Origin of the sequence: Roseibium sp. (assembly GCF_048261595.1) — a bacterium.
GTDB lineage: Bacteria > Pseudomonadota > Alphaproteobacteria > Rhizobiales > Stappiaceae > Roseibium.
Genome location: NZ_JBLXFW010000001.1, coordinates 484,009 through 508,575, shown reverse-complemented (window position 1 = coordinate 508,575; position 24,567 = coordinate 484,009). Strand labels below are relative to the sequence as shown.

Annotated in this window: 25 protein-coding genes; 14 read left to right on the top strand and 11 right to left on the bottom strand. The window is 60.0% G+C overall.

Annotated features, from left to right (window positions below; all coding sequences use genetic code 11):
• Positions 1 to 2: 2 nt before the first annotated feature.
• The 6 genes from ACN0SY_RS02235 to pcaD form a co-directional block, all read right to left on the bottom strand.
• Positions 3 to 773, bottom strand: a complete 771-nt coding sequence (locus ACN0SY_RS02235; RefSeq protein WP_417684130.1) for a CoA-transferase subunit beta — start codon at positions 771 to 773, stop codon at positions 3 to 5.
• 11 nt (positions 774 to 784) lie between these two features.
• Positions 785 to 1,642, bottom strand: coding sequence for a CoA transferase subunit A (locus ACN0SY_RS02230; RefSeq protein WP_417684129.1), 858 nt, complete (start codon positions 1,640 to 1,642; stop codon positions 785 to 787).
• A gap of 79 nt (positions 1,643 to 1,721) precedes the next feature.
• The gene (pcaG, locus tag ACN0SY_RS02225; RefSeq protein WP_417684128.1) at positions 1,722 to 2,348 is read right to left on the bottom strand and encodes a protocatechuate 3,4-dioxygenase subunit alpha; all 627 of its coding nucleotides are present in this window, start codon (positions 2,346 to 2,348) and stop codon (positions 1,722 to 1,724) included.
• A 4-nt stretch (positions 2,349 to 2,352) separates the two neighbouring features.
• Positions 2,353 to 3,111, bottom strand: a complete 759-nt coding sequence (gene pcaH / locus ACN0SY_RS02220) for a protocatechuate 3,4-dioxygenase subunit beta (protein WP_417684127.1) — start codon at positions 3,109 to 3,111, stop codon at positions 2,353 to 2,355.
• Positions 3,112 to 3,178: 67 nt separating this feature from the next.
• A complete protein-coding gene (gene pcaC, locus ACN0SY_RS02215) occupies positions 3,179 to 3,568 on the bottom strand; it encodes a 4-carboxymuconolactone decarboxylase (RefSeq protein WP_417684126.1) in 390 nt (129 codons plus the stop codon).
• Positions 3,561 to 4,355, bottom strand: coding sequence for a 3-oxoadipate enol-lactonase (gene pcaD, locus ACN0SY_RS02210; protein WP_417684125.1), 795 nt, complete (start codon positions 4,353 to 4,355; stop codon positions 3,561 to 3,563). Before pcaD ends, pcaC begins: the two co-directional genes overlap by 8 nt.
• A gap of 149 nt (positions 4,356 to 4,504) precedes the next feature.
• Between pcaD and pcaQ the strand changes: the two genes are divergently transcribed.
• From pcaQ to ACN0SY_RS02160, 10 genes are all read left to right on the top strand, one after another.
• Positions 4,505 to 5,431, top strand: coding sequence for a pca operon transcription factor PcaQ (pcaQ, locus tag ACN0SY_RS02205; RefSeq protein WP_417684124.1), 927 nt, complete (start codon positions 4,505 to 4,507; stop codon positions 5,429 to 5,431).
• Positions 5,432 to 5,630: 199 nt separating this feature from the next.
• Positions 5,631 to 6,659, top strand: a complete 1,029-nt coding sequence (locus tag ACN0SY_RS02200) for a TRAP transporter substrate-binding protein (protein ID WP_417684123.1) — start codon at positions 5,631 to 5,633, stop codon at positions 6,657 to 6,659.
• 73 nt (positions 6,660 to 6,732) lie between these two features.
• Positions 6,733 to 7,230: a TRAP transporter small permease gene (locus tag ACN0SY_RS02195; protein ID WP_417684122.1), complete on the top strand. Its 498-nt coding sequence runs from the start codon at positions 6,733 to 6,735 to the stop codon at positions 7,228 to 7,230.
• Positions 7,223 to 8,611 (top strand): TRAP transporter large permease, encoded by a 1,389-nt coding sequence (locus ACN0SY_RS02190; protein WP_417684121.1) that lies wholly within the window; start codon positions 7,223 to 7,225, stop codon positions 8,609 to 8,611. Before ACN0SY_RS02195 ends, ACN0SY_RS02190 begins: the two co-directional genes overlap by 8 nt.
• A gap of 243 nt (positions 8,612 to 8,854) precedes the next feature.
• Complete coding sequence (cysQ, locus tag ACN0SY_RS02185; RefSeq protein WP_417684120.1) at positions 8,855 to 9,748, top strand: 3'(2'),5'-bisphosphate nucleotidase CysQ; 894 nt, start codon at positions 8,855 to 8,857, stop codon at positions 9,746 to 9,748.
• 111 nt (positions 9,749 to 9,859) lie between these two features.
• Positions 9,860 to 10,789, top strand: a complete 930-nt coding sequence (cysD, locus tag ACN0SY_RS02180) for a sulfate adenylyltransferase subunit CysD (RefSeq protein WP_417684119.1) — start codon at positions 9,860 to 9,862, stop codon at positions 10,787 to 10,789.
• Positions 10,789 to 12,738 (top strand): sulfate adenylyltransferase subunit CysN, encoded by a 1,950-nt coding sequence (gene cysN / locus ACN0SY_RS02175; RefSeq protein ID WP_417684118.1) that lies wholly within the window; start codon positions 10,789 to 10,791, stop codon positions 12,736 to 12,738. Before cysD ends, cysN begins: the two co-directional genes overlap by 1 nt.
• Positions 12,739 to 12,901: 163 nt before the next feature.
• Positions 12,902 to 13,831, top strand: a complete 930-nt coding sequence (locus tag ACN0SY_RS02170; RefSeq protein WP_417684117.1) for an ATP-binding cassette domain-containing protein — start codon at positions 12,902 to 12,904, stop codon at positions 13,829 to 13,831.
• Positions 13,824 to 14,648 carry a metal ABC transporter permease gene (locus ACN0SY_RS02165; RefSeq protein WP_417684116.1) on the top strand — a complete coding sequence of 275 codons (825 nt, stop codon included), beginning with the start codon at positions 13,824 to 13,826 and terminating at the stop codon, positions 14,646 to 14,648. The genes ACN0SY_RS02170 and ACN0SY_RS02165 overlap by 8 nt, the downstream gene beginning before the upstream one ends.
• On the top strand, positions 14,645 to 15,064 hold the full coding sequence (locus ACN0SY_RS02160; protein ID WP_417684115.1) for a Fur family transcriptional regulator: 420 nt from the start codon (positions 14,645 to 14,647) through the stop codon (positions 15,062 to 15,064). Before ACN0SY_RS02165 ends, ACN0SY_RS02160 begins: the two co-directional genes overlap by 4 nt.
• A gap of 7 nt (positions 15,065 to 15,071) precedes the next feature.
• Here ACN0SY_RS02160 and ACN0SY_RS02155 read toward each other — a convergent pair whose 3' ends face one another.
• From ACN0SY_RS02155 to ACN0SY_RS02135, 5 genes are all read right to left on the bottom strand, one after another.
• Positions 15,072 to 15,524 carry a DUF3429 domain-containing protein gene (locus ACN0SY_RS02155; RefSeq protein WP_417684114.1) on the bottom strand — a complete coding sequence of 151 codons (453 nt, stop codon included), beginning with the start codon at positions 15,522 to 15,524 and terminating at the stop codon, positions 15,072 to 15,074.
• A complete protein-coding gene (locus ACN0SY_RS02150) occupies positions 15,514 to 16,134 on the bottom strand; it encodes a glutathione peroxidase (RefSeq protein ID WP_417684113.1) in 621 nt (206 codons plus the stop codon). Before ACN0SY_RS02150 ends, ACN0SY_RS02155 begins: the two co-directional genes overlap by 11 nt.
• A gap of 96 nt (positions 16,135 to 16,230) precedes the next feature.
• Complete coding sequence (locus ACN0SY_RS02145) at positions 16,231 to 17,385, bottom strand: Gfo/Idh/MocA family protein (RefSeq protein WP_417684112.1); 1,155 nt, start codon at positions 17,383 to 17,385, stop codon at positions 16,231 to 16,233.
• A gap of 14 nt (positions 17,386 to 17,399) precedes the next feature.
• Positions 17,400 to 18,455: a sugar phosphate isomerase/epimerase family protein gene (locus tag ACN0SY_RS02140; RefSeq protein ID WP_417684111.1), complete on the bottom strand. Its 1,056-nt coding sequence runs from the start codon at positions 18,453 to 18,455 to the stop codon at positions 17,400 to 17,402.
• A 47-nt stretch (positions 18,456 to 18,502) separates the two neighbouring features.
• Positions 18,503 to 19,558 carry a LacI family transcriptional regulator gene (locus tag ACN0SY_RS02135; protein WP_417684110.1) on the bottom strand — a complete coding sequence of 352 codons (1,056 nt, stop codon included), beginning with the start codon at positions 19,556 to 19,558 and terminating at the stop codon, positions 18,503 to 18,505.
• A gap of 509 nt (positions 19,559 to 20,067) precedes the next feature.
• On the opposite strand from ACN0SY_RS02135, the gene ACN0SY_RS02130 reads away from it, so the two are divergent.
• The 4 genes from ACN0SY_RS02130 to ACN0SY_RS02115 all read left to right on the top strand — a co-directional run bounded on the left by ACN0SY_RS02130 (position 20,068) and on the right by ACN0SY_RS02115 (position 24,429).
• Positions 20,068 to 21,306, top strand: coding sequence for an ABC transporter substrate-binding protein (locus ACN0SY_RS02130; RefSeq protein ID WP_417684109.1), 1,239 nt, complete (start codon positions 20,068 to 20,070; stop codon positions 21,304 to 21,306).
• 114 nt (positions 21,307 to 21,420) lie between these two features.
• Complete coding sequence (locus ACN0SY_RS02125) at positions 21,421 to 22,338, top strand: carbohydrate ABC transporter permease (protein WP_417684108.1); 918 nt, start codon at positions 21,421 to 21,423, stop codon at positions 22,336 to 22,338.
• Positions 22,331 to 23,335: a carbohydrate ABC transporter permease gene (locus tag ACN0SY_RS02120; protein WP_417684107.1), complete on the top strand. Its 1,005-nt coding sequence runs from the start codon at positions 22,331 to 22,333 to the stop codon at positions 23,333 to 23,335. The genes ACN0SY_RS02125 and ACN0SY_RS02120 overlap by 8 nt, the downstream gene beginning before the upstream one ends.
• Positions 23,336 to 23,340: 5 nt before the next feature.
• Positions 23,341 to 24,429 (top strand): ABC transporter ATP-binding protein, encoded by a 1,089-nt coding sequence (locus ACN0SY_RS02115; RefSeq protein WP_417684106.1) that lies wholly within the window; start codon positions 23,341 to 23,343, stop codon positions 24,427 to 24,429.
• Positions 24,430 to 24,567 lie beyond the last annotated feature (138 nt).

The following is a 24,567-nucleotide window of genomic DNA, read 5'->3' as shown; positions in this document are numbered from 1 at the left end:
CCTTACTTGCCTTCGTGGGCGGCCTTGGTGCGGGCGTGAAGCTCGCGCAGGATCTGCAGTTCTTCGGCGGTCGGTACCGGCGTTTCAAGGACGGTGTCCGCAAATTTTGCCTTCCAGCCGACCGTTTCTGCAACCTGTTCACGGGTTACGCCCGGGTGCATGGAAACAACGGTGAATTCCTTGGTCTCCGGATCCGGCTCCCAAAGTGCCAGGTCGGTGATCAGGCGGGTCGGGCCCTTTGTGGTCACGCCATGATCTGCGCGGTCATTGCCGCCCTTGCCGTGGCCGAGCGATGTGATGAAGTCCAGCTTCTCGACGAACCCGCGCAGGGACTGCTTCATGGTGATGAAGATCTCTCCGCATGAAATGGCGATCTCGGGTGCGCCGCCGCCACCCGGAAGACGGACCTTCGGCTTGTCGTAGTCGCCAACAACGGTGGTGTTGATATTGCCGAACTTGTCCAGCTGTGCGCCGCCGAGGAAGCCGACGGTAATGCGGCCGCCCTGAAGCCAGTAGCGGAACATCTCCGGCACGGAGACGGTGGTCAGCGCGGTGTCACACAGCTCGCCGTCGCCGATGGAAAGTGGCAGAACGTTCGGCGCCGTGCCGATGGTGCCGCTTTCATAGATCAGGGTGATGTCCGGCGCATGGGTGAGACGCGCCAGGTTGCAGGCAGCAGAGGGGGCACCGATCCCGACGAAGCAGACGTCGTCATTGGTCAGGGCCCGGGCTGCGGCAACGGTCATCATTTCGGAGGGAGTAAAATCGCTCATGTCCGGTCTCCTCAGCCTTCGTTCTTCAGATGCGCAACACGGGTCTCGAAGACTTCCGGTCCAACATTGAGGACGTGCTCTTCCATCCAGGCCTTGAAGGTATCTCGGTCGGACGCGACTTTGTCCCATTCCAGGTAAGCGGCGTTGTCGCGGCCGTAGTAACCTTGCGTGTAGGAGGGATGCGCACCGCCGGGGACGACGGCGATGGAGGTCACGGTCCAGCTCGGCAGTACGGTCGCGTTCGGTGAAACGTCATCGAGGTCGTCGACGATTTCCTCGACGGTCACGATGGAGCGCTTGGCTGCCAGAACAGCTTCCTTTTGAACGCCGGTGATGCCCTCCATGAAAATGTCGCCCTTGCGGCTCGCCTTCAGAGCATGGATGACGGCCACGTCCGGGCGCAGAGCCGGAACGGCCGCAAGCCGCTCGCCGGTGAAGGGGCATTCGATGAACTTGATGTTCGGATTGACGCGGGTCAGTTCTGCGCCGCGATAGCCGCGGAAGATCGCGCAGGGCAGGCCGGCAGCGCCAGCCTCATAGGCATTGGCCATGGCTGCGTGGCTGTGTTCCTCGATCTCCAGCTGATGTGGCCAGCCGTTTTCGAGGGCATCGCGGAAGCGTCGCAGGAGGCCGACGCCCGGATTGCCGGCGAAGGAAAAGATCATCTTCTTGACGCAGCCCATGCCGATCAGCTGGTCGTAGATCATGTCCGGCGTCATGCGCATCACGGTCAGGTCCTTGCGGCCCTGACGGATGACCTCATGCGCGGCGGCATGGGGGATCAGGTGGGTGAACCCTTCGAACGCGACCGTGTCGCCGTCCTTCACGTTGTCGGCGACCGCATCGGCCAAAGACTGAAATTTCGCCATGGTTCCTACTCGTTGGTGCTCAAGAAACGGCCCGCACTGGAGGGTGCGGGCCGCAGGGTCAGAAATTCTCAGGGGAACATCACACGTCGAAGAAGACTGTCTCGTTCTCGCCCTGGAGGTAGATGTCGAACGTGTAGACGATCTCGCCGTCGCGCTCGGACCGCTCGGCGATGAGCGTCTTGCGCCGGCTTTCCTGCTCAACCAGGTTCAGGACCGGATCGGAAGCATTGGCTGCTGTCTCATCGGAGAAATAAAGCCGCGTCTGAAGACCGATGTTGATACCGCGGGCGACGATCCAGAGACTGATGTGCGGTGCCTGGATCTTGCCGTTGCGGCCCGGAACCTGGCCCGGCTTGATCGTTTCGATCGTGTAGATCCCGCTGTCGAAATCGGAGCAGATGCGGCCCCAGCCGCGGAAGTCTTCCTCAACCGGCTTCTGCTGCGTATCTTCCGGATGGTTGTACTTGCCTTCCGAATTTGCCTGCCAGCTTTCCAGAAGGACATCACGCACGGGCGTACCGGTACCGTCGAAGACACGGCCCTCGATCTTGATGCGCTCGCCCTTTGTGTTCGGACCGGCAACAACGTTGGAGAAGTTCTTCTCGAAGATGTCGAAGCCCGCATAGGCCGGTGCGAGGCCGATATGGACGTATGGCCCTGCGGTCTGGCTGGCCGTTTCCTTGAAGTAGTTCAGCGGCTGTACCATTGGATCAGTTTCCTTCCAGACGGTTTTCGAACAGCGTGGAGCGGCGGCCGCGAACGACGATGTCGAACTTGTAGGCGCGGGAATCGAGCGGGACGCTGGCATTGAGGTCCAGCGGCGCAACGAGGCGCTTGATCGCTTCTTCGTCCGGGATTGTCTTGATGATCGGACAGATGTCGATGAGCGGGTCGCCTTCGAAATACATCTGGGTGATCAGGCGCTGCGTGAAGGACGGTCCGAAGATCGACAGGTGGATATGGGCCGGCCGCCAGCTGTTGACGTAGTTGCGCCACGGGTAGGGGCCCGGCTTGATCGTGCGGAAGAAGTAGTAGCCGTTCTCGTCGGTCAGGCAACGGCCGCAACCACCGAAGTTCGGATCGATCGGCGCCAGGTATGCGTCCTTCTTGTGCCTGTAGCGCCCACCGGCATTGGCCTGCCACGCCTCGACCAGGGTGTGCGGAATGCCCTTGCCGCTTTCATCGATCACGCGTCCGTGCACGATGATGCGCTGACCGATCGGCTCGCCATCCTTGGCGTAGTTCAGGATCATGTCATGATCCAGCGCGCCGATGTCGTTGTGATTGAACACCGGGCCGGTCATTTCCGAAAGGGACTGCTCGAGCGAGAGCAGCGCCTTCTGCGGCGAGCGCGTTACCGAGGTCTTGTAGATCGGCGTATAGGCCGGCGGATGCATGTCACGATCGCGCTGGAAATATTCTCCAGGCGTCGGAGCTCGCCGGTCCATGTTCGGTCGTTCGATTGTCATGGGTTTCTCCCAGTAGCTGAATGCCTTTTGGGCATTCCTTCGCGCCCCTCCTTAAGAAGCGGAAAGATCAGTCCTTCATTCCTGCCAAGGTTTCCTTGGCAATCTTGATGGCGGTATTGGCAGCCGGAACGCCGCCGTAGATGGCAACATGCATCAACACCTCGCGGATATCTTCCGCGCTCGCGCCGGTGTTTGCGGTTGCCCTGATGTGCATCGCCAGTTCCTCGTGGTGGCCGAGCGCTGCCAGAAGTGCGATGGTGATCATTGATCGCTCGCGCTTCGTCAGCGTGTCGTCGGACCAGACGGTGCTCCAGGCACTCTCTGTGATGAGGGTCTGAAAGTCCCTGTCGAATTCGGTCATGTTGCCGCTGGCGCGGTCGACATGGGCGTCTCCCAGAACGGAGCGTCGTGTCGCCATTCCGGATTCGTAGCGCGACCCTGGTGCACGATCAGCCAAGTTTGTTCTCCTGAATAAATTCCTTGATGGCCAGGACGAGGGCGTCCGGCTTCTCGATGCAGGGCAGGTGACCTGCCCCGTCAATGTCTACGTAGCGTGCGCCCGGAATGAGGCCGGCGGTGGCTCGCACCAGTTCCGGTGTCGTCGCTCCGTCGTCAGTCCCGCAGACGCACAGGACCGGTATCGACAGGCTCTGCACTTCCTCGCTGAAGTCGGTATCGCGAATGGCAGCGCATGTACCGAGGTAGCCGTCGAGCGGTGTTCTGGTCAGCATGGAGCGCCAGCCGGCCAGCTCTTCGGCACGGGTGGCGCGGAACTCTTCCGAGAACCAGCGCTCCAGAATTGGTTCGGCGAGGACCTCGATGCCGCCATTCTCAATGGCATCCATGCGCGTCTGCCACATCTCCGCGGAGCCGATCTTGGCAGCCGTATCGCAGAGGACCAAAGCCTTGACGAGGTCGGGACGGCTGAGCGCAAGACCCTGGGCAATCTGGCCGCCAACAGAAAGACCGACGACAAGTGCCGCCGTTACCTCAAGCTGGTCGAGAAGCCCGGCAAGGTCGCCGACGTGATCGGACATCTTGTAAGGGGCGGGCGTTGCCTGGCTGAGACCGTGGCCGCGCTTGTCGTAGCGGATCATGCGGAAAGATCCGGACAGGCGTTCCACGACGCGGTCCCAGGACCGGAAGTCCGTCCCCAAACTGTTGGCGAAAACGATAACCGGAAGGTCTCGTTCGCCCGTGTCGGAATAATGCAGAGAGAGGCCGTTGACCCCGATCATGTCCATCCCTTGAGTTCCTCCGCAAACGCACGATGACGAGCGTTGTGATTGGTCTGTCAATTGACCTTATCCGTTTTTTATATCTATGCCTCTCGGTTCGGTTATGTAAAATGAGAAATTGAGAGTTTAAAATAACTGGCGGGAATGTTTTTTAGATGATTGATCCTCGCGTCAAGTACCGGCACGTACAGTGCTTCCTTGAAGTTGCGCGCAGACGTAGCCTGGTCAAGGCGGCAGATGCGCTGTCCATTACCCAGCCTGCCGTGTCGAAGACACTTAAAGAGCTTGAGGAGATTCTCGAGGTTCGCTTGTTCGAACGCAGTCGCAAGGGCGTTGTCCTGACCCAGTTCGGCGAGGTTTTCCTGCATTATGCGGGCGCGAGCCTCGCCGCGTTGAAGCAGGGGCTCGACAGTGTCGCGCAGGCGCGCATGTCCGGAGACTCCTATCTGAACGTGGGCGTTCTGCCGAGTGTGGCGGCGCGGATTGTCCCGGGTGCGGTACAGATGTTCCAGCGCGACAGTCATGAAACCACGCTGACCCTGATCACTGGCCCGAACACCTTCCTGCTGAGCCGCCTTCGCGTCGGCGAACTGGACCTTGTGGTTGGGCGTCTGGCAGATCCCGAACAGATGGCGGGTCTGTCCTTTGCGCATCTGTATTCTGAAAGCGTGTCTTTCGTCGTGCGACGCGGCCATCCGCTGCTTCAGGAAAACAGCAATGACCTCGGGCGACTGGTGGATTTTCCCGTTCTTTATCCCACGAAGGAGGCCATCATCCGGCCGTACGTCGAGCGGCTACTGATCACTCATGGCGTCACCCGCTTGCCGAAACGGATTGAAACCATTTCGAATTCCTTTGGCCGCACATACACGCTCGATACAGATGCCGTCTGGATTATATCCAGCGGTGTTGTGTCGCGGGACATCGCAGCAGGAGAGCTGGTGGAGTTGCCGCTTGAAACGTCGGAGACCACGGGACCCGTCGGACTGACCACGAGAGCTGACGCAGCGCCAACACCGGCTTTGCTCATGTTCCAGAGTGCATTGAGGTCCGCGGCGGATCAGATGTCGGTTTCTCTCTAGGGCGATGGTCGCCGATATGCCGAAGAAACTAAGCTGACATATAACCAAAAATTATCTTCTGCTGAAAAGAGCTTATTTTACATAACGAACGATATCGAATAGCGTTTGCCCACAGTTGCGACGGTTCTGGGAGGAGTGGTCCGCGCCCGATCGAGTTCCGATCCGTCCAATTTGTGTCCAACCTAACGGGAGGTTTGAAATGAAACGCATTATTTCCGCAGTGGCAGGCCTTGCCACCGCCACCATGCTGGCGGCGACTGCACAGGCTCAGGAAGTTACCCTGACCCTGCATCACCTGCTTGGTCCGAAGGCACCGGCTCAGCGCATGATGCTTGAGCCCTGGGCCAAGAGCGTCGAGGAAGCATCGGGCGGCCGTATCAAGGTCGAGATCTTCCCGTCCATGTCGCTCGGAGGCAAGCCGCCGGAGTTGTACCGTCAGGCACGTGACGGCGTCGTTGACATCGTCTGGACCGTTCTGGGCTACACGCCGGGCGTTTTCCCGCGCACCGAAGTCTTTGAACTCCCGACCATCCATGGCGGTTCCGCGAAGGACACCACGGTCGCGATCTCCAACTCCTGGGATCTGATCAAGGACGATTTCAAGGACATCAAGCCGATCCTCATTCACGTTCACGGTGGCCAGGTGTTCCACATGGTCGACAAGGCCGTGCGTTCGCCGGCCGACCTGGAAGGCATGAAGATCCGCACCCCGTCGCGTACCGGCGGCTGGATCATCGAAGCCCTCGGCGCTGAGCCGGTCGGCATGCCGGTTCCGGATCTGCCGCAGGCCCTCTCCAAGGGCGTTGTGGCCGGTGCCCTGGTTCCGTTTGAAATCGTTGCTCCGCTGAAGCTCCAGGAGCTGACCGCTCACTCGACCCAGGGTCCGAACAGCCTGCGTTTTGGCACGTCCACTTTCATGATTGGCATGAACATGGACCGTTACAACAGCCTGCCGGACGACCTGAAGAAGGTCATCGACGATCACTCCATGGCAAACATCGCTGAAACCTACGGCGCTGTCTGGGACCAGATCGAAGAGGGCGGCAAGAAGCTGATCAGCGACAACGGCGAACTGATCACCCTGTCTGATGAAGAGTATGGTGCGTTCGAAGCTGCCATGGCTCCGGTTGTCGACAAGTGGATTGCCGAAGCTACCGGCAATGGCATGGACGGCGCAGGCATGGTCGAGACTGCACGCGCTGCGGTTGCCAAGGCTTCTGGCCAATAACAGGTTGCCGAAGTAAAACAAGATGGCGGACGGCGCAGACGCGGCGTTCGCTATTTTTTAAAGGGACAGGGAAATGTACTCACTGTTACAGCGGGTGATAACCTTGTGGGCGCTGCTGGGCGGCGTTCTGGTTATCGCCATCGTGCTGGTTACAGCGGTGAACGTCGGTGCGTTCACTCTCGACTTCTCACTCAAACCGTTCGGCTATTACGTGCCTGGCCTGCCCGGCTACGAGGACTTCGTCCGTCTTGCGGTCAGCGCCGCTGGCTTGAGCTTCTTTCCCTACTGCCAGATGAAGCGCGGTCACGTGGCCGTCGATCTGTTCGTCCAGGCTCTGCCCGAGCGCTTGCGGATGATCCTGGATCACCTGTGGCTGCTGCTGACTGTCGTTCTGGCAATCTTCCTGGGCTACTGGATGTACGAAGGCATGCTGGAAACCCGCTCCGACGGGGCGATGACGGCGGTTCTGGGTTGGTACGAGTGGCCCTGGTACGTTCCGGGAATCATTTCCATGGGTCTTTGGGCCTTGACGGCTCTCATGCAATTCTTCGGGGGCAAGTCTCATGGGTGAGATGGAACTCATCGGCGTCGCTGGCCTCGCCATCCTCTTCATTCTGCTGATCCTTCGCATGCCGGTCGGTCTGGCCATGCTTGTGGTCGGCGTCGGCGGCACTTTCGTGCTGTCGCAATTTGCCTCCTACATTCGGTTCGGCCCCTACATGAAGCAGTTCAAGACGCTGCTTTGGGGCAACATGGCCAACTACGACCTGTCGGTCGTGCCCCTGTTCGTTCTGATGGGCTATCTGGCCAGCCAGGCAAACCTCAGTCGCGATCTGTTCCGCGGCATGAGTGCCCTCATGGGCCGGTTCCGCGGTGGCGTGGCGATGTCGGCAATCGGCGCTTGCGCCGGCTTCGGTGCCGTTTGCGGATCGTCGCTGGCAACGGCCTCGACCATGGGCCGTGTCGCGCTGCCTGAACTCCAGAAGATGAACTATTCGCCCCGTTTGGCCACCGGCGCGCTGGCTGCGGGCGGTACGCTCGGGATTCTCATCCCGCCGTCTGTCGCGCTCGTCATCTACGCCGTCATCGTGGAAGCCTCGATCATCGAGATGTTCCGCGCAGCGATCATTCCGGGCATGATTGCCGTTCTGTTCTTCATTACGGTCATCGCGATCCTGGTGCGCGTCAATCCAAGCCTCGCGCCAACCACCCAGACCATGGACAAGGCCGAGCGCAAGGAAGCACTGATCAATCTGATCCCGGTGTTGGTGATCTTCGGCTCGATCATCCTGGGACTTGGGATCGGCCTGTTCACGCCGACCCCGGCTGCGGGCGTGGGCGTGTTCGCCATCCTCGTCTACGGGTTCGGACAGCGTCTGTTCGGGCGTGAGGGTCTGACCCTTCCGGGAACCAAGACGGCGCTTCTTGAAACCGCCAAGACCAGCGGCATGATCTACTTCATCCTGTTCGGCGCCGAGGTTCTGAAAGGGTTCTTCACCCGTGCGAACCTGCCCTCGACCATGGCGGAGTGGGCGGGCAACAGCGGCCTTGATCCGATGCTGGTGCTGGTGATCATGCTGATCATCTTCGTCCTCCTCGGTTGTTTCATGGACTCCCTTGCGATGATCCTGGTGGTCGTTCCGTTCTTCTGGCCGGTGATGGTGGATCTGAATGGCGGCGACTATGCGACTGCAGCGTCCTCGACTTTCGGCATGGGCACCGAGGATCTGAAGATCTGGTTCGGCATCCTCGCGCTCGTCGTGGTGGAGTTGGGACTGATCACGCCGCCGGTCGGTCTGAACGTCTTCATCATCAACGCGCTGGCCAAGGACATTCCAATGGGCGAGACCTTCAAGGGTGTTGCACCGTTCTTTGCAGTCGAGATCGTACGCGTGGCGATCATCATGATCTTCCCGGGGATCGTGCTCTTCCTGCCGGCATTGTTGAGTTAGCGGGAATCGCAATCTGCGCCGTTTTGAACCCCGCCGGTTGTCCGGCGGGGTTTTTTGTTCGGCAACATGCCCATTTCGCCATTGGCGCGAGATTTGAGATGAAAAAACTTCACTGCGCCGACTTGCGAGAAACCACATTCGTTTCTGTCCCCCGGCTTTAGGGGTATTGTCACGGCCAACTGGAGTCATCGTGGCGGTTGAGAGGCCGCACGATGACCACACCGCAAAACCTGAGACGCGCACGTGAGTGATACCCGGCTGGCCGACATAGTACCTGATGCATCGGAACGACTTTTGACGCTGGCTGTCTCCGCCGGTTCTGAGATCATGTCCGTTTACGGATCATCCTTTTCGGCTGAGCGGAAGGCGGATGGTTCGCCTGTGACGGTTGCTGACGAGCGGGCAGAGGCTGTGATCCTTGCTGGTCTGGCTGACGTCTTTCCGTCGGTTCCCGTGGTGGCTGAAGAAGCGGTGGAGGCGGGCAATCTGCCTGAGGCCTCGAACCGGTATTTCCTGGTTGATCCGCTGGATGGAACGAAGGAATTCGTCAGCCGCAACGGCGAGTTCACGGTCAATATTGCTTTGGTGGAAGAGGGCGTTCCGGTCTTCGGCGTCGTCTACGCACCGGCCCTTGGCGAGATCTTCTGGGGCGGAGCGCTGTCGGCCGATCTTGTGGGCGAGGGGGCTTCTGCCAACAGTTCCGGTGCCTACAAGGGCAAGGTGGTGGACGGCGAGATTGTCGACGTGACGCCGATTGCGGTGCGTAGCGCGCCGGTATCGGGCCTGTCGGTCCTGGCAAGCCGCTCGCACCTGTCGGAAGAGACGGCTGCCTTTATCGAGAAGTTCAACGTCGCGGAGCGGGTCTCTGCCGGCTCGTCGCTGAAGCTCTGTCTGCTGGCGGAAGGCAAGGCGGATCTCTATCCGCGCCTGGCGCCGACTATGCAGTGGGATATTGCTGCAGGCGATGCGGTGCTCCGCGCCGCTGGTGGCGCCGTGCTCGTGGCGGACGGCTATGAGCCTTTGGGCTACCGGGTGCCGAAGGGCGCGGAAAAATCCGATCTTCTCAATCCCTTCTTCGTGGCGCTGAGTTCACCGGCGCTTCTGGCGGAGGCCGGCCTGATGGTGGGCGCCGCCTGACAAGACCTGTGCCGTTTCGGAGACGAGCGGTGCAATCGACACTGATTTTTATTTTCTGACGGGAGCGTTTTGAAGCTCCCTCGACGGAATTCGACAAAGAGGCGGATCCTGATGGATACGACAGCAACAGGCCTGACGGCCGAGCGCCTGAGCAATTTGAGACGGCTTGAGGCGGAAAGCATTCACATCATTCGGGAAGTGGCGGCCGAGTTTCGCAACCCCGTCATGCTCTATTCGATCGGCAAGGACTCGTCGGTGATGCTTCATCTCGCGATGAAGGCCTTTTATCCGTCCAAGCCGCCGTTCCCGCTTCTTCATGTGGACACGACCTGGAAGTTCCGGGACATGATCACCTTCCGGGACGAGACCGCCAAGCGTCTGGGACTGGATCTTCTCGTCCATACCAATCCGGATGGCCTGGAGCAGGGCATCGGCCCGTTCTCCCATGGCTCTTCGGTGCATACGCACATCATGAAGACCGAAGCGCTGAAGCAGGCCCTGAACAAGTACGGCTTTGACGCAGCCTTCGGCGGCGCTCGCCGCGACGAGGAAAAGTCCCGTGCCAAGGAGCGCGTCTTCTCCTTCCGCAACGCCAACCATGGCTGGGACCCGAAGAACCAGCGCCCGGAACTTTGGAATCTCTACAACGGCCGTGTCGCAAAGGGCGAGAGCATCCGCGCCTTCCCACTGTCCAACTGGACCGAGCTCGACATCTGGCAATACATCCTGACGGAAAACATTCCGATGGTGCCGCTCTATTTTGCGGCCAAGCGTCCGGTTGTCGACCGCGACGGCATGCTGATCATGGTCGATGACGAGCGCATGGAGATCCAGCCGGGCGAAGTCGTCGAGGAGAAAATGGTCCGCTTCCGCACCCTCGGCTGCTACCCGCTGACCGGGGCGATTGAATCCGACGCCGACACGCTTCCTGCCATCGTCAAGGAAATGCTGATTGCGCGCACCTCCGAACGCTCCGGCCGCCTGATCGACCACGACGACAGCGCCTCCATGGAGAAGAAGAAGCGCGAGGGATACTTCTGATGTCTGTTCTTGAGACCAATGCGCTGAGCACGGCTTCCGAGGAGGCCGTCACCGAATACATTCTGGCCCAGGAAGAAAAGGACCAGCTACGGTTCCTGACCTGTGGCTCGGTGGACGACGGCAAGTCGACCCTCATCGGTCGTCTGCTCTATGACACCAAGCTGATCTTCGAAGACCAGCTGGCAGCTCTGGAGAAGGATAGCAAGCGCCACGGCACCGTGGGCGAGGAGATCGACCTGGCGCTGCTGGTGGACGGCCTTGAAGCAGAGCGCGAGCAGGGCATCACCATTGATGTGGCCTATCGCTTCTTTGCGACCGACAAGCGCAAGTTCATCGTCGCCGATACGCCGGGGCACGAGCAATATACCCGCAACATGGCGACCGGTGCCTCGACCGCCGATCTTGCCGTGCTTCTGGTCGATGCCCGCAACGGCCTGATGGTGCAGACCCGCCGCCATGCCTTTATCGCCTCGCTGCTCGGCATTCGCCATGTGGTGCTGGCGGTCAACAAGATCGACCTGGTCGACTTCTCGGAAGAACGCTTCAACGAGATTCGGGAAGATTTCGCACAGTTCGCCAACGGCTTCGACTTCGAGACCTTGCAGGCGATCCCGATGTCGGCGCGCTTTGGCGACAACGTCACGATCAGGAGCGAGAAGATGGGCTGGTACGCCGGTCCGACGCTTCTGGAACATCTGGAAGGGGTTCAGATCGGCGAGCACGAGCTGAACCAGCCGTTCCGCTTCCCCGTGCAATGGGTGAACCGTCCGAATCTGGACTTCCGCGGCTATTCGGGAACGATTGCCGCCGGCACCGTCCAGGTCGGCGATGAGCTCGTCGTCTCCAACTCCGGCAAGACCTCGAAGGTGGAAAAGCTGCTGACGCCGGAAGGCGAGAAGCCGCTGGCACGCGCTGGTGAAGCCGTGACCATCACGCTGGAAGACGAGATCGACATCTCCCGCGGTGACCTGCTTGCCGCGTCGGGCTCGCGCCCGGACGTGGCCGACCAGATGGCGGCCCACGTGATCTGGATGGCGGAAGACGCCTTGATGCCGGGCCGCTCCTACCTGATGAAGATCGGGACAAGAACGGTGACGGCGCAGGTGACGGAGATCAAGCACAAGATCAACGTCAACACTTTCGAGCACGTGGCCGGCAAGCAGCTGGAACTGAACGAGATCGCGTTCTGCAACCTCGCCATGTCCTCGCCCGTCGCCTTCGATCCTTACGAGGCCAACCGGACCACCGGCTCCTTCATTCTGGTTGACCGGGTGACCAACGCTACCGTTGGCGCGGGCATGGTCTGGTTTGCGCTTCGCCGAGCCACCAACATTCATTGGCAGGCCCTTCACGTCGACAAACAGGCCCGTTCCGATAGCCTCGGCCAAAAGCCGGCGGTTCTCTGGTTCACCGGTCTGTCGGGATCGGGCAAGTCGACCATCGCCTCGATCGTCGAGAAGAAGCTGCATCTGGAAGGCCGCCACACCTACACGCTGGACGGCGACAACGTGCGCCACGGCCTCAACAGGGATCTCGGCTTCACCGAGGCGGACCGTGTCGAGAACATCCGCCGTGTCGGCGAGGTGGCCCGGCTCTTCGTTGACAGCGGCCTGATCACGCTGGTCTCCTTCATCTCTCCGTTCCAGGCAGAGCGTCAGCTTGCCCGCGAAATGGTGGGCGAGGGCGAGTTCATCGAGATCTTCGTCGACACCCCGATCGAGGAGTGCAAGAAGCGCGATCCCAAGGGCCTTTATGCCAAGGCGGAAGCCGGGGAGATCAAGAACTTCACCGGCATCGACAGCCCCTATGAGGCCCCGCAAAACCCGGAACTCGTCCTCAATAACGTCGGGCGCGACCCGGAAGACGTCGCAGAAGAGGTCATCAGCTTCCTCAGGGAGCGGGGATATCTACTGTCACCGTCAATCGTTTCGGCAGGTGGCGGCATCTGATCGAACGGCAATCCTCCACAAAGGCCGGGTTCTTGAACCCGGCCTTTTTGATGTCTGCCTCCATGCGTCAATTGCATGTGGCAGAAGGAATGCATATAACGTAACTGTATAACGTTTATGCTGGCGAATTGACGCCAGACTTCATGTCACGGAGTCCCGGGAAATGAGCGCAAACCCTGCGCGGGAAACACTGCTCGAGCTGAAAGGTGCCGGCGTGCGCCGCGAGGGAACATGGCTCGTTCGCGGCGTCGATCTATCAGTTTCGCCGGGTGAAATCGTCACCCTGATCGGCCCCAACGGATCGGGCAAGTCGACCACTGCGAAGATGGCGCTTGGCATCTTGCGGCCGGACGAAGGTGTGGCATCGCGTAAGAAGGGCCTCACGGTCGGCTATGTTCCTCAGAAGCTCGGCATCGACTGGACCCTGCCATTGACCGTTCGGCGCCTGATGACGCTGACCCATCGGTTGAACCGTGAGGAGTGCAGGGCCGCTCTTCAGCGCACCGGTGTTGAGCATCTGATCGAAGCCCAGGTGAGGCATCTTTCGGGGGGCGAGCTGCAGCGGGTGCTGATCGCGAGGGCAATCGCGCGCCGGCCGGATGTTCTCGTTCTCGATGAGCCGGTGCAGGGTGTCGACTATTCGGGCGAGATCGCGATCTACGACCTGATTTCAAAGCTTCGTCACGAACTGGAATGCGGGATCCTGATGATCTCACACGACCTGCACGTCGTCATGGCGGCGACCGATCAGGTTGTCTGCCTCAATGGTCATGTCTGTTGTCGTGGTACGCCGACGGCCGTGTCCCAGAGCTCGGCATTCCGCGAGCTTTTCGGCCATCGGGCGGGAAGTGCGCTTGCCGTCTACGAACATCACCACGATCACGTCCATCTGCCTGACGGCCGTGTCCGGCATTCAGACGGCACGATTACGGATGACTGCGCCGGGGAGCATTGCGACGGCGAGCACCACCATCACGGCCATGAGCATGGCCACGCCGATGAACATGCCCATACGCACTCGGCAGGGCACGGACATCACCACCACCATGTCCATGCTGATGGTCCGGAACCGGTGGAGGCTGGCCGTGCTTGATGATTTCTTCATTCGGGCATTGGTCGCAGGCGCAGGTGTTGCCCTGGTCGCAGGTCCGCTTGGCTGTTTCATCGTCTGGCGGCGCATGGCCTATTTCGGCGATACCTTGTCTCACGCTGCTCTTCTCGGCGTTGCCCTGTCACTGCTTCTTGAGGTCAACACGACACTTGCAGTCTTTGCGGTTTCGGCTGCCCTGTCGCTCGTGCTCATTGCGCTCCGCAAGCGCGATACACTTTCGACGGACGCATTGCTCGGACTGCTTTCGCATTCCGCGCTCGCTGTCGGTCTCGTCTGCCTGGCCTTCATGACCTGGGTGCGTATGGATCTCCTCGGTTTGCTGTTCGGCGATATTCTCGCAGTAAATCGGATGGACATTGCGGTCATCTATGCCGGCGGTGCACTGGTCATGGCGGTACTCTGGCTGATCTGGCGGCCTCTCTTCGCCGGAACGGTGAACGCGGACCTCGCGGCGGCCGAAGGCTTGCGCCCCGAGCGCGCCAACCTGCTCTTCATGCTTCTCATGGCAGGGGTCATTGCGATTGCCATGAAGGTCGTTGGCGTTCTTTTGATCACTGCGCTGCTGATCATTCCGGCCGCAACGGCCCGGCGGTTCGCAAAAAGCCCGGAGCAGATGGCCATCCTGGCGGCCATTATCGGCGTTATATCCGTCTTTGGAGGGCTCTATGGTTCCCTCGAATGGGATACACCGTCGGGACCATCCATTGTCGTCGCGGCGCTGGTGTTCTTTTTGCTCAGTGTCGGTGTGCCGAGCTGGCGCAGCCGGCAATCTTCAAGCGGTTCGGGAGATCTGACATGACAAGGCATCATCATCCGGATGACCAGCCGACCCTCACCAAGAACCAGGCGCTGGTCTTTGGCGCGCTGTCGCGTTCGGACAGCCCCCTGACCGCCTATTCGATCCTGGACCTTCTGCGCGATGACGGCTTCCGGGCTCCGCTGCAGGTCTACCGTGCGCTCGACAAGCTGGTCGACTTCGGAATGGTTCACCGGCTCGAGAGTCTGAATGCTTTCGTGGCCTGTCGGCATCCGGGCTGTTCGTCGCACGAGACAGCAGCCTTCGCGATCTGCGAGGATTGCGGCCATGTCGAGGAATTCGCGCCGGACGAGGCGATTGGCCAGCTGCGGCAATGGGCAAAGGATCAAAAATTCAAGCTGTCCAAAACAACGGTCGAGTTGCGCGGTCTTTGTGAAGCTTGCCAGAGCGCAGCATAGGTCCGGCTCAGACGGCCACGGGCAGTAGCAATGCTGCGCAGACCGCCAGGGTGAGCGGAATGCGCAGGCGTGGATACCACTCGGGCATGTCCCTGTTTCTGGTGGCGAGCAGATCGTAGGCAAGCGCGAATACAAACCCCGATACCAGCAGCATGGCACCCGGGTTGAAGGGAACTGCAAGTCCCAGCCAGCCGATCAGCGAGGGAATGACGCCGAAGGTCAGTACCGGCCAGTTCGGAGTGTCCTGTGCTATCGCCCGGCCCCAGTGAATGCCACCTAGAAAAGACAGTATGACCGCGCCATAACCGAGCAGCATTTCATGAGATAGCTCGCCCTGTGGAGCGGTCGCGAAGGCGGCATGAAGCGACAAGGCGAGGAACGGGAGATATCCGGCCGCCCCCAGGACCAGGGCCGGCCGGGGCACCCGGACACGGCCATCGTCTATCGATCTATTTCTCATTGAGATCTGAACGTCTTGTCGCGCTATTCTCGGCGCGTGCCAACTGTTGTTCGATCGCCGCGATCACCTTGGGAGCGGTCGGGCGTGTCGGCGTGGAAAACCATTCCGCTATTTGCCCGTCCGGGCCGACAAGATATTTATGGAAATTCCAATAGGGGCGCGCTGCCATGCCAAGCGTTTCCGACGCCCAGGCATAGAAGGGATGAGCACCGGAGCCCTTGACCTGGGTTTTCGCTGTCAGCGTGAACTTGGCGCCGAAGCGTGCCTCGCAGATGCCCTTCATGTCCTTGTTGGAAACCGGTTCCTGACCGCCGAAATCGTTCGAGGGGACGCCCAGAATGACGAGGCCGAGAGTTTCAAACCGCTCATGCAGTTCCTGGAGGTCGGAAAGTTGGTCCTTGAAACCGCACTCCGTTGCGGTGTTTACGATCAGGATTGGCTGGCCCTTGAACTGCGATAGAGGCAGAGGATCTCCATAGGCCGTTTCGAAGCTGAAACTGTGGGCGGTGAGCGCCGTTTCCGCTTTTTGGTCGGCTGCAGCACCCGAAAGGGAACTGCCGCCGAGCAGGAATGAAACCAGGAAGGTCAGACAGGCAAGTCTCGATTGCATTTGGTTGTCCCGCACAGGTTCAACAGGGTTGTTCCTGAACCTCTACGTCCGAAGGCCTGTTTCGGTTCAGCCCGCCTGACATCCCTCATTGTGTCCTCAGGGTTCGACCCATGTTCCTCCGGAACTGGACGAGCGGATGCACGCGTTGATGAAACGCATGCCTGAAAGGCCGTCGGCAATGCCCGGAAAAATGACGCTGTCTGGCGCCTTTCCCTGGCTGCGCGTTGCGCGGATCGCGCGCGCAGCTTCACTGTAAATGGTGGCAAAGCCCTCCAGATACCCTTCCGGGTGCCCTGCGGGGATGCGGGTGACGCGCTCCGCCGCCGGTGTGGATCCGGCGCCGCCACGGGTGAGAAGGCGCTTGGGCTCGCCGAAGGGAGTGAACCAGAGCTGGTTCGGGTTCTCCTGGTGCCATTCGAGGCCACCCTTGTCGCCATATACGCGCAAGGTGAGAGCGTTCTCATTGCCCGGGGCGACCTGACTGGCCCAAAGCATGCCTTTCGCGCCACCCTCGAACCGGAGCAGCACGCTGACATTGTCGTCGACCCGCCGGCCCGGAACGAAACTGGTCAGATCGGCCAGCACCCGTTCGCTCGTCAGGCCTGATACGAAGCATCCGAGCTGGTAGGCATGGGTGCCGATGTCACCGATGCAGCCACCGGCACCGGACCTTGCGGGATCGGTTCGCCATGCCGCTTGTTTCTGGCCGGAAGACTCCAGGTCCTCGGTCAGCCAATCCTGCACATACTCCATCTGGACAAGACGGATCGTTCCGAGAGCCCCGTTTGCAACCATCTCCCGCGCTTGCCGGATCATTGGATAGCCGGAATAGTTATGCGTCAGCACGAAGAGCTTGCCCGAGGCATTGGCGAGAGCGGCGAGTGCTTCCGCGTCCTCCAGTGTCGAGGTCAGCGGCTTGTCGCAGATCACGTGGATCCCGGATTCCAGAAAGGCCTTTGCGGCCGGGTAGTGCATGTGGTTCGGCGTGACGATCGCAACCGCCTCGATGCCGTCATCCCGATCGGCTTCGGCTTTTGCCATCTCGTCGAAGCTTTCATAGCAGCGCTCGGGATCAAGTCCCAGGTCGAGGCCCGAGGCGCGCGCACGCTCCGGATCTGACGACAGCGCTCCTGCAACCAGGGTAAAGTCGCCATCAATCCGCGCAGCGATACGGTGCACGGCCCCGATAAAGGCGCCCTGGCCTCCGCCGACCATGCCGAGGCGGATCGGACCCTTTTCAGCAACGCTCATGGTCACTCTCTCCCTTAGCTCAGGCCAAGCATGCGACGGTTTTTTGCGGCATCGGTTTCGGCGCCGGCAAAGTCGTCGAAGGCATGTTCGGTGACGCGGATGATGTGATCTGCGATGAAGGGTGCGCCTTCCGCCGCGCCGTCTTCCGGATGCTTGAGCGCGCATTCCCACTCAAGGACTGCCCAACTGTCATAGTCGTAAGCTGCCAGCTTGGAAAAGATCCCGGCGAAATCGACCTGTCCGTCGCCCAGCGAGCGGAAGCGGCCAGCCCGGTTTACCCAGGGCTGGTAGCCCGAGTAGACGCCCTGGCGGCCGTCAGGGTTGAACTCGGCATCCTTGACGTGAAAGGCCTTGATCCGCTCGTGGTAGATGTCGATGAAGGCCAGGTAGTCGAGCTGCTGCAGGACGAAATGCGACGGGTCGTAATTGATGCAGCAACGGGAATGGCCGCCGAGCGCGTCCAGGAACATCTCGAAGGTAGCGCCGTCGAAGACATCTTCGCCGGGGTGAATTTCGAAGCAGACGTCGACGCCATTGTCTTCGTAGACATCGAGGATCGGCTTCCAGCGTTTGGCCAGTTCTTCGAACGCGGTCTCGACCAGACCGGCGGGGCGCTGGGGCCAAGGGTAGACATAGGGCCAGGCGAGGGCGCCGGGAAAGCTGACGCTTGCGGTCAGTCCGAGATGCTTGCTGGCGACCGCCGCCTTCTTCATCTGGTCGATCGCCCATTCTGTCCTCGCCGCGGCATTGCCATGAACGGCCTCGGGAGCAAAGGCATCGAATGCCTCGTTGAATGCGGGATGGACCGCAACGAGCTGGCCCTGGAGATGGGTCGAAAGTTCGGTGACTTCCAGTCCCTTGTCGGCCAGCATGCCCTTCAGGTCGTCGCAATAGCCGCGTGAGGAGGCGGCTTTCTCGAGATCGAACATCCGGCCGTCGAAGGTCGGGATCTGCAGGCCCCTATAGCCAAGGCCTGCTGCCCAGGTCGCGATGGCCTCAAGCGAGTTGAAGGGGGCAGCATCGCCCGCAAACTGGGCCAGGAACAGACCCGGCCCTTTCATCGTCTTCATGATTTCCCTCCCAGAAAAACATAGCCCGTCAAAGGCTTGGCATGATTTTACGCTGTCTCCGGTTCTCTTGCCGGAGGTGTATAGGCGAGCGTCTGAAGGTCTGTCGCCGGCGTTCCCTCGATCCGTGAAAGAACCTTGCGGGCAAGGTCACGGCCTGCGAGCTTGAAATCCTCGCTGATGACCAGAATTCCCGGCCGGAACCAGGTCAGCATGTCGAAGGACGACTGCTTGGTGACGATATCGACTTCGTTGCCGAGGGTGAGGCCAGCCTGTTCGGCTCCAATTGCCGCCGCAATCCCGGCACTCCCCGCGCCGCAGACGATACCGTCCGGACGTCTTTCGCTTTGCATCAGCTTCCTGACCCCGTCTGCGATCGCCTGAATGTCGTCATCGATCGTAAAAGAGGGCGTCGGGAAGGGGCGGAGGTCATTCTCGAGGATGCCTTCCTCGAAGCCTTCCATCATGTGACGGGCGTAGGTCAGGTTCGTCGGCGGTCCGAGCAGCAGAATGCGGCTGCGTCCGAGACGCGCCAGCATCGCCACGGCATCGCGTGCGAAGGCCGCATTGTCATAGTCATGATAGGCGTGCTCGATCCCCATTTCCGTCCGCCCATGGGTGACGAACGGCATGTTCTTTTCGTGCAGGTAGCGGACGCGCGGGTCTTCTGGTTCCGTGCGTGACAGGACGATTCCGTCGGCGGATCCGGTTTCAACCACATAGCGGACGGGATCCATCGGATCCCCGGCATGGGTGTATGGCGTCACGACAAGGTGGTAAGGCGTGCCGGCCAACTCGTCAGAGATACCCTGGATCATGCTGCTGGTCAGCCCCATGATCTGTTCCTCGGTGTTCAGAACGAGACTGATGACGTTGGTCTTCCCGGTGCGAAGGCGCACACCGGCGCGGTTCGGCCGGTAGCCGATCTGATCAGCGACAAGCCGAACGCGCTTCTTTGTCGCCTCGCCGATGTCGGGCGCATCCTTCAGGGCGCGCGAGACCGTCGTCACGCCAAGTCCGGTCATGAACGCGATCGTCTTGAGCGTTGGTCGACCTTCGGGCGGGCGTTGCGGGGCTGGTTTTGTTGGAGCGTCAATCTCGCTCAAATCATCTGATCCTTGGTCGGTCGAAAATCTGTTCGGGCGTCTTCTATTATTGGGGTGCGGACCGCCTTTAAAGGCCGAACACGGCCGGGCGCTCCGATACCTCGGAAAAACATCTGCTCCGTTCTGGCGGAGCTGGTGCGGCCTTTGGTGATGCGGAGGGAGCCGCAGGGGGTGTCGAGGGCCGGAACCAAAATACTACAACGTTACAGTAGATTTGCAAATAATTTGCGAGAGACCCGTTCTTGAGGTCGGATTTTCCGATTATTTTTCGCAAGTGCAAAAACTAAAAGTTGCAGGAAGGCGAAAATTTTTCAAGGCTGTATAAAATTAGAAAAAACAAAGAGATATATTTATTTTTTGTGCCGTTGTTTCTGGAAATAAATGATTTTTGACGAGCGTTACTCAAGCGTGTTTCGCATGCGCACAGTCACTTTGAAATCGGAGATTGAAATCCTAAAAAAATCTAAATATCCTTCTCCTATAACGTTACAGTTATGGGAGGAAGTTCGATGACATTCAAAAGCCGGATGGCGGTATGCTTGGCCGCCGTGGCTATGCCACTGGGTTTCAGCGCACACGCTACTGACCTTGAAGTGACGCATTGGTGGACGTCTGGAGGAGAGGCTGCCGCCGTTGCAGAATTCGCCAAGGCATTCGACGCGACCGGAGACAAGTGGGTCGACGGCGCAATTGCCGGTTCTGGCGGTACGGCCCGGCCGATCATGATTTCGCGCATCACCGGTGGTGATCCGATGGGCGCAACCCAGTTCAACCATGGCCGTCAGGCAGAAGAGCTGGTCGAAGCCGGCCTGATGCAGGACCTGACCGAGCTGGCTGAAAAAGAAGGCTGGAAGGACCTCGTCCACCCGTCTTCACTGCTGGACAGCTGTACGCTTGACGGCAAGATCTATTGCGTTCCGGTTAACATTCACTCCTGGCAGTGGCTCTGGCTGAGCCGCAAGGCCTACGAGGAAGCCGGCGTTGCCGTTCCGACCAACTGGGATGAGTTTGTTGCCGCCGCTCCGGCGCTTGAAAAGGCAGGCAAGATCCCGCTGGCCATGGGCAATCAGCCTTGGCAGTCCTCGGGCGCCTTCAACGTAATGTCGATCGCAGTCGCCGGCCTTGATGCCTGGAAGGCGGTCAACATCGAAAAGAACGCCGATGTTGCGGCCGGTCCGGAATATGCAAAGGTCTTCAAGGCAGCGGCTGATGCGCGCAAGATGCGCGAAGGCTCAAACGTTCAGGACTGGAACCAGGCAACGAACCTGGTCATCACCGGCAAGGCTGGTGGTCAGATCATGGGTGACTGGGCACAGGGTGAGTTCCAGGTCGCAAACCAGGTTGCCGGAACGGACTATGAGTGTCTGCCGGGCCTTGGAGTGACCGAAGTCATCTCCACCGGCGGTGACGCATTCTATTTCCCGAAGCTGAATGACCCGGAAAAGACAGCTGCCCAGATGCGCCTTGCCTCGCTCATGATGAGCAAGGAAGTGCAGGTCGCCTTCAATCTCAAGAAGGGCTCCTTGCCGGTTCGCGGCGACGTTGATCTTGCAGCGGCCAACGACTGCATGAAGAAGGGTCTGGATATCCTGGCCAAGGGCAACATCCTGCCTGACACCAACCAGGCCTTCTCCCCCGACACCCAGGGGCAGATCGAGGATCTCATGACCGAATTCTGGTCGAGCACCGAGATCAGCGCTGAAGACGCCCAGAAGCGCTACGCGGAAATCATCGCAGACGCCGACTGATTTTCGATAGCGACCTGATCGAAAGGGCAGGTGCCCGCCGGATCTCACGAGAGGGATCCGGCGGGAGTGCCGGTTCCTTGCCTGGTCGGGCAATGATTGCAAGACTTCTGCGACATGACTTCAGCGACGGGGGTGGCTATGGCGCATAACGCGCGGCCCATTCAGCTGTTCCGGAACTTGAACGCCAAGGTGGCGGCGATCCCGATGATCCTGACGGCATTGGTGATCTTCGTTGGCGGTACGGCCTGGACGGTGGTCTATTCTTTCACCAAATCAAACCTGCTGCCCAAACTGAAATGGGTAGGCTTCGATCAATATGAGCGCCTGTGGTCGGCAAACCGCTGGATTGTCTCGATCGAAAACCTGATGATCTACGGCGTCTGCAGCCTGATCTTCTCGCTCCTTATCGGTTTCGTTCTCGCTGCGCTTCTGGACCAGAAGATCCGGTTCGAGAACACCTTCAGAACGATATTTCTCTATCCTTTCGCCCTCAGTTTCATCGTGACGGGCCTTGTCTGGCAATGGATCCTGAATCCCGACTTCGGGGTTCAGGCCGTCATACGCTCGCTCGGCTTCGAGAGCTTCACCTTTGATCCGCTCTACAACGAAGACATCGTGATCTATGGCATCCTGATTGCTGGTCTGTGGCAGGGAACCGGCCTGATCATGTGCCTGATGCTGGCGGGCCTGCGCGGCATCGACGAGGACATCTGGAAGGCAGCACGCGTCGACGGCATTCCGGTGTGGAAGACCTATGTCTTCATCATCATCCCGATGATGCGTCCGGTCTTCATCACCACCCTGGTGCTGATCGCCTCCGGCATCGTCCGCGTCTACGATCTCGTGGTCGCCCAGACCAGTGGTGGTCCCGGCATCGCCTCCGAAGTCCCGGCGAAATACGTCTACGACAAGATGTTCCTGGGGCAGAACCTGGCGCAGGGCTTTGCAGGCTCGACAATGATGCTGCTCTCCGTGCTCGTCGTCCTCATCCCCTGGGCCTATCTGGAATTCGGAGGCAAGAAACGTGTCTGAGACAATTCAAATGCGCTCCATCTCCGACGATGTGGCCGGCAAGGGCAAGAAAAACGGCACAGTTGCCAGCAAGGTGAAGTCGGGCGGTGCTTCGTCCGCAACCGCTCGCGGATTGCTCGATGGACCCAGCGGCACCAAGCCGCGCCAAAGGTTTTCCCGGCGCAACATCTTCATCTACGGCACGCTGTTCGTCGTCGCGCTCTATTATCTCCTGCCGCTCTACGTGATGGTCGTAACGTCATTGAAGGGCATGCCGGAGATCCGCCTTGGCAACATCTTCGCGCCGCCCGTCGAAGTCACCTTCCAGCCCTGGGTCAAGGCCTGGGCCGAGGCCTGTACCGGTCTGAACTGCGAGGGCCTGTCGCGCGGGTTCTGGAACTCGGTGCAGATCACCATTCCATCGGTGATCTTCTCCATCGCCGTGGCGTCTGTGAACGGCTACGCGCTGGCAAACTGGCGCTTCAAGGGAGCCGACGTCTTCTTCACGATCCTGATCTTCGGGGCGTTCATTCCCTACCAGGTCATGCTCTATCCGATCGTGATCATCCTGCGCGAAATGGGCCTTTATGGGTCACTCGGTGGCCTGGTGCTCGTGCACACGATCTTCGGCATGCCGATCCTGACATTGCTGTTCCGCAACTACTTCACCTCGCTGCCTGAAGAACTGTTCAAGGCAGCGCGCGTGGACGGGGCGGGCTTCTGGCAGATCTACCTCAGGATCATGCTGCCGATGTCGCTGCCGATCTTTGTGGTCGCGGTCATCCTGCAGGTGACAGGCATCTGGAACGACTTCCTCTTCGGTGTGATCTACACCAAGCCGGATCTCTACCCGATGACCGTTCAGCTCAACAACATCGTCAACTCGGTTCAGGGCGTGAAGGAATACAACGTCAACATGGCGGCCACGCTCCTCACAGGCCTGGTGCCCCTGGCCATCTACTTCATCTCCGGAAAGCTGTTTGTACGCGGTATCGCCGCTGGCGCGGTGAAAGGGTGAATTCCATGGAAAGTGTCAACATTCGGGACGTGTCCCTCAACTTCGGTTCGATCCGCGTTCTGGAAAACCTCAATCTCGATATCAACGACGGTGAGTTCCTCGTGCTGCTCGGGCCGTCCGGCTGTGGCAAGTCGACCCTGTTGAACTGCATAGCCGGACTGCTGGACGTCTCTGATGGTCAGATCTTCATCAAGGGCAAGAACGTCACCTGGGAAGAGCCCAAGGACCGCGGCATCGGCATGGTGTTCCAGTCCTACGCGCTTTACCCGCAGATGACAGTCGAGAAAAACCTGTCCTTCGGCCTGCAGATCGCCGGCTTGCCGAAGGCCGAGATCGCTGCCCGCATTCAGCGGGCGGCGGAAATCCTGCAGATCGAGCCGTTGCTCAAGCGCAAGCCGGCCCAGCTCTCCGGTGGCCAGCGACAACGCGTTGCCATCGGTCGGGCCCTGGTTCGCGATGTGGATGTCTTCCTGTTCGATGAACCGCTTTCCAACCTCGATGCGAAGTTGCGTGCGGAGCTGCGCGTCGAGTTGAAGCGCCTGCACCAGAACCTGACCAACACCATGATCTACGTGACCCATGATCAGATCGAGGCACTGACGCTGGCTGACCGTATCGCTGTCATGAAGGGCGGCATCATACAGCAGCTGGACGATCCGCTGACCATCTACAACAAGCCGGTCAACCTGTTCGTTGCAGGCTTCATCGGCTCGCCGTCGATGAACTTCCTTGATGCCGTGGTCGAAGGGCAGGGCGGTGTCTACTCGGTCAACCTGGGAGACGGCCTCAAGGTTCCGCTCGAGGGTTACGAATCCGAGGGGCAGATGCGGGACAGCCAGAAGGTCGTCTTCGGCGTTCGCCCGGAGCATCTGACGGTGACGCGCGAGCCGACCTCAGGGCCATACCTTTCCGCCACCGTGGAACTGGAAGAACCCATGGGTGCCGACAGTCTGGTCTGGCTGCGCTTGGGCAAGAAGACCTTGTCGGTGCGCACGGAAAGCACCTCCCGCTTCATTCCCGGTGACAATGTCTTCGTCACCTTCGATCTCCAGCACGCATCAGTCTTTGATGCAGCGACGGAGGAGCGCATCTGAGGCAGCTTGCCGTCCAAGCTGTCACGTCATGGGCCTGCAAGTGCGGCGGGTCCCAAGAGCCTGCCGAACGGGTCTACGATCCTCCAGCATCCGTCCGGCAGGCTTTCCCTTCCGATTTCAACTTCTTTGCGGGCACCG

What these genes read in the sequence shown, in the direction of transcription:
- ACN0SY_RS02155 (WP_417684114.1), bottom strand. Translation starts at nt 15,524, where the DNA reads ATGAGAAATAGATCGATAGACGATGGCCGTGTCCGGGTGCCCCGGCCG.
- ACN0SY_RS02115 (WP_417684106.1), top strand. Translation starts at nt 23,341, where the DNA reads ATGGAAAGTGTCAACATTCGGGACGTGTCCCTCAACTTCGGTTCGATC.
- ACN0SY_RS02195 (WP_417684122.1), top strand. Translation starts at nt 6,733, where the DNA reads ATGTACTCACTGTTACAGCGGGTGATAACCTTGTGGGCGCTGCTGGGC.
- pcaQ (WP_417684124.1), top strand. Translation starts at nt 4,505, where the DNA reads ATGATTGATCCTCGCGTCAAGTACCGGCACGTACAGTGCTTCCTTGAA.
- ACN0SY_RS02130 (WP_417684109.1), top strand. Translation starts at nt 20,068, where the DNA reads ATGACATTCAAAAGCCGGATGGCGGTATGCTTGGCCGCCGTGGCTATG.
- ACN0SY_RS02200 (WP_417684123.1), top strand. Translation starts at nt 5,631, where the DNA reads ATGAAACGCATTATTTCCGCAGTGGCAGGCCTTGCCACCGCCACCATG.
- pcaH (WP_417684127.1), bottom strand. Translation starts at nt 3,111, where the DNA reads ATGACAATCGAACGACCGAACATGGACCGGCGAGCTCCGACGCCTGGA.
- ACN0SY_RS02170 (WP_417684117.1), top strand. Translation starts at nt 12,902, where the DNA reads ATGAGCGCAAACCCTGCGCGGGAAACACTGCTCGAGCTGAAAGGTGCC.
- ACN0SY_RS02235 (WP_417684130.1), bottom strand. Translation starts at nt 773, where the DNA reads ATGAGCGATTTTACTCCCTCCGAAATGATGACCGTTGCCGCAGCCCGG.
- pcaD (WP_417684125.1), bottom strand. Translation starts at nt 4,355, where the DNA reads ATGGACATGATCGGGGTCAACGGCCTCTCTCTGCATTATTCCGACACG.
- ACN0SY_RS02160 (WP_417684115.1), top strand. Translation starts at nt 14,645, where the DNA reads ATGACAAGGCATCATCATCCGGATGACCAGCCGACCCTCACCAAGAAC.
- ACN0SY_RS02190 (WP_417684121.1), top strand. Translation starts at nt 7,223, where the DNA reads ATGGGTGAGATGGAACTCATCGGCGTCGCTGGCCTCGCCATCCTCTTC.
- ACN0SY_RS02140 (WP_417684111.1), bottom strand. Translation starts at nt 18,455, where the DNA reads ATGAAGACGATGAAAGGGCCGGGTCTGTTCCTGGCCCAGTTTGCGGGC.
- pcaG (WP_417684128.1), bottom strand. Translation starts at nt 2,348, where the DNA reads ATGGTACAGCCGCTGAACTACTTCAAGGAAACGGCCAGCCAGACCGCA.
- ACN0SY_RS02125 (WP_417684108.1), top strand. Translation starts at nt 21,421, where the DNA reads ATGACTTCAGCGACGGGGGTGGCTATGGCGCATAACGCGCGGCCCATT.
- ACN0SY_RS02230 (WP_417684129.1), bottom strand. Translation starts at nt 1,642, where the DNA reads ATGGCGAAATTTCAGTCTTTGGCCGATGCGGTCGCCGACAACGTGAAG.
- cysD (WP_417684119.1), top strand. Translation starts at nt 9,860, where the DNA reads ATGGATACGACAGCAACAGGCCTGACGGCCGAGCGCCTGAGCAATTTG.
- ACN0SY_RS02150 (WP_417684113.1), bottom strand. Translation starts at nt 16,134, where the DNA reads ATGCAATCGAGACTTGCCTGTCTGACCTTCCTGGTTTCATTCCTGCTC.
- cysN (WP_417684118.1), top strand. Translation starts at nt 10,789, where the DNA reads ATGTCTGTTCTTGAGACCAATGCGCTGAGCACGGCTTCCGAGGAGGCC.
- ACN0SY_RS02145 (WP_417684112.1), bottom strand. Translation starts at nt 17,385, where the DNA reads ATGAGCGTTGCTGAAAAGGGTCCGATCCGCCTCGGCATGGTCGGCGGA.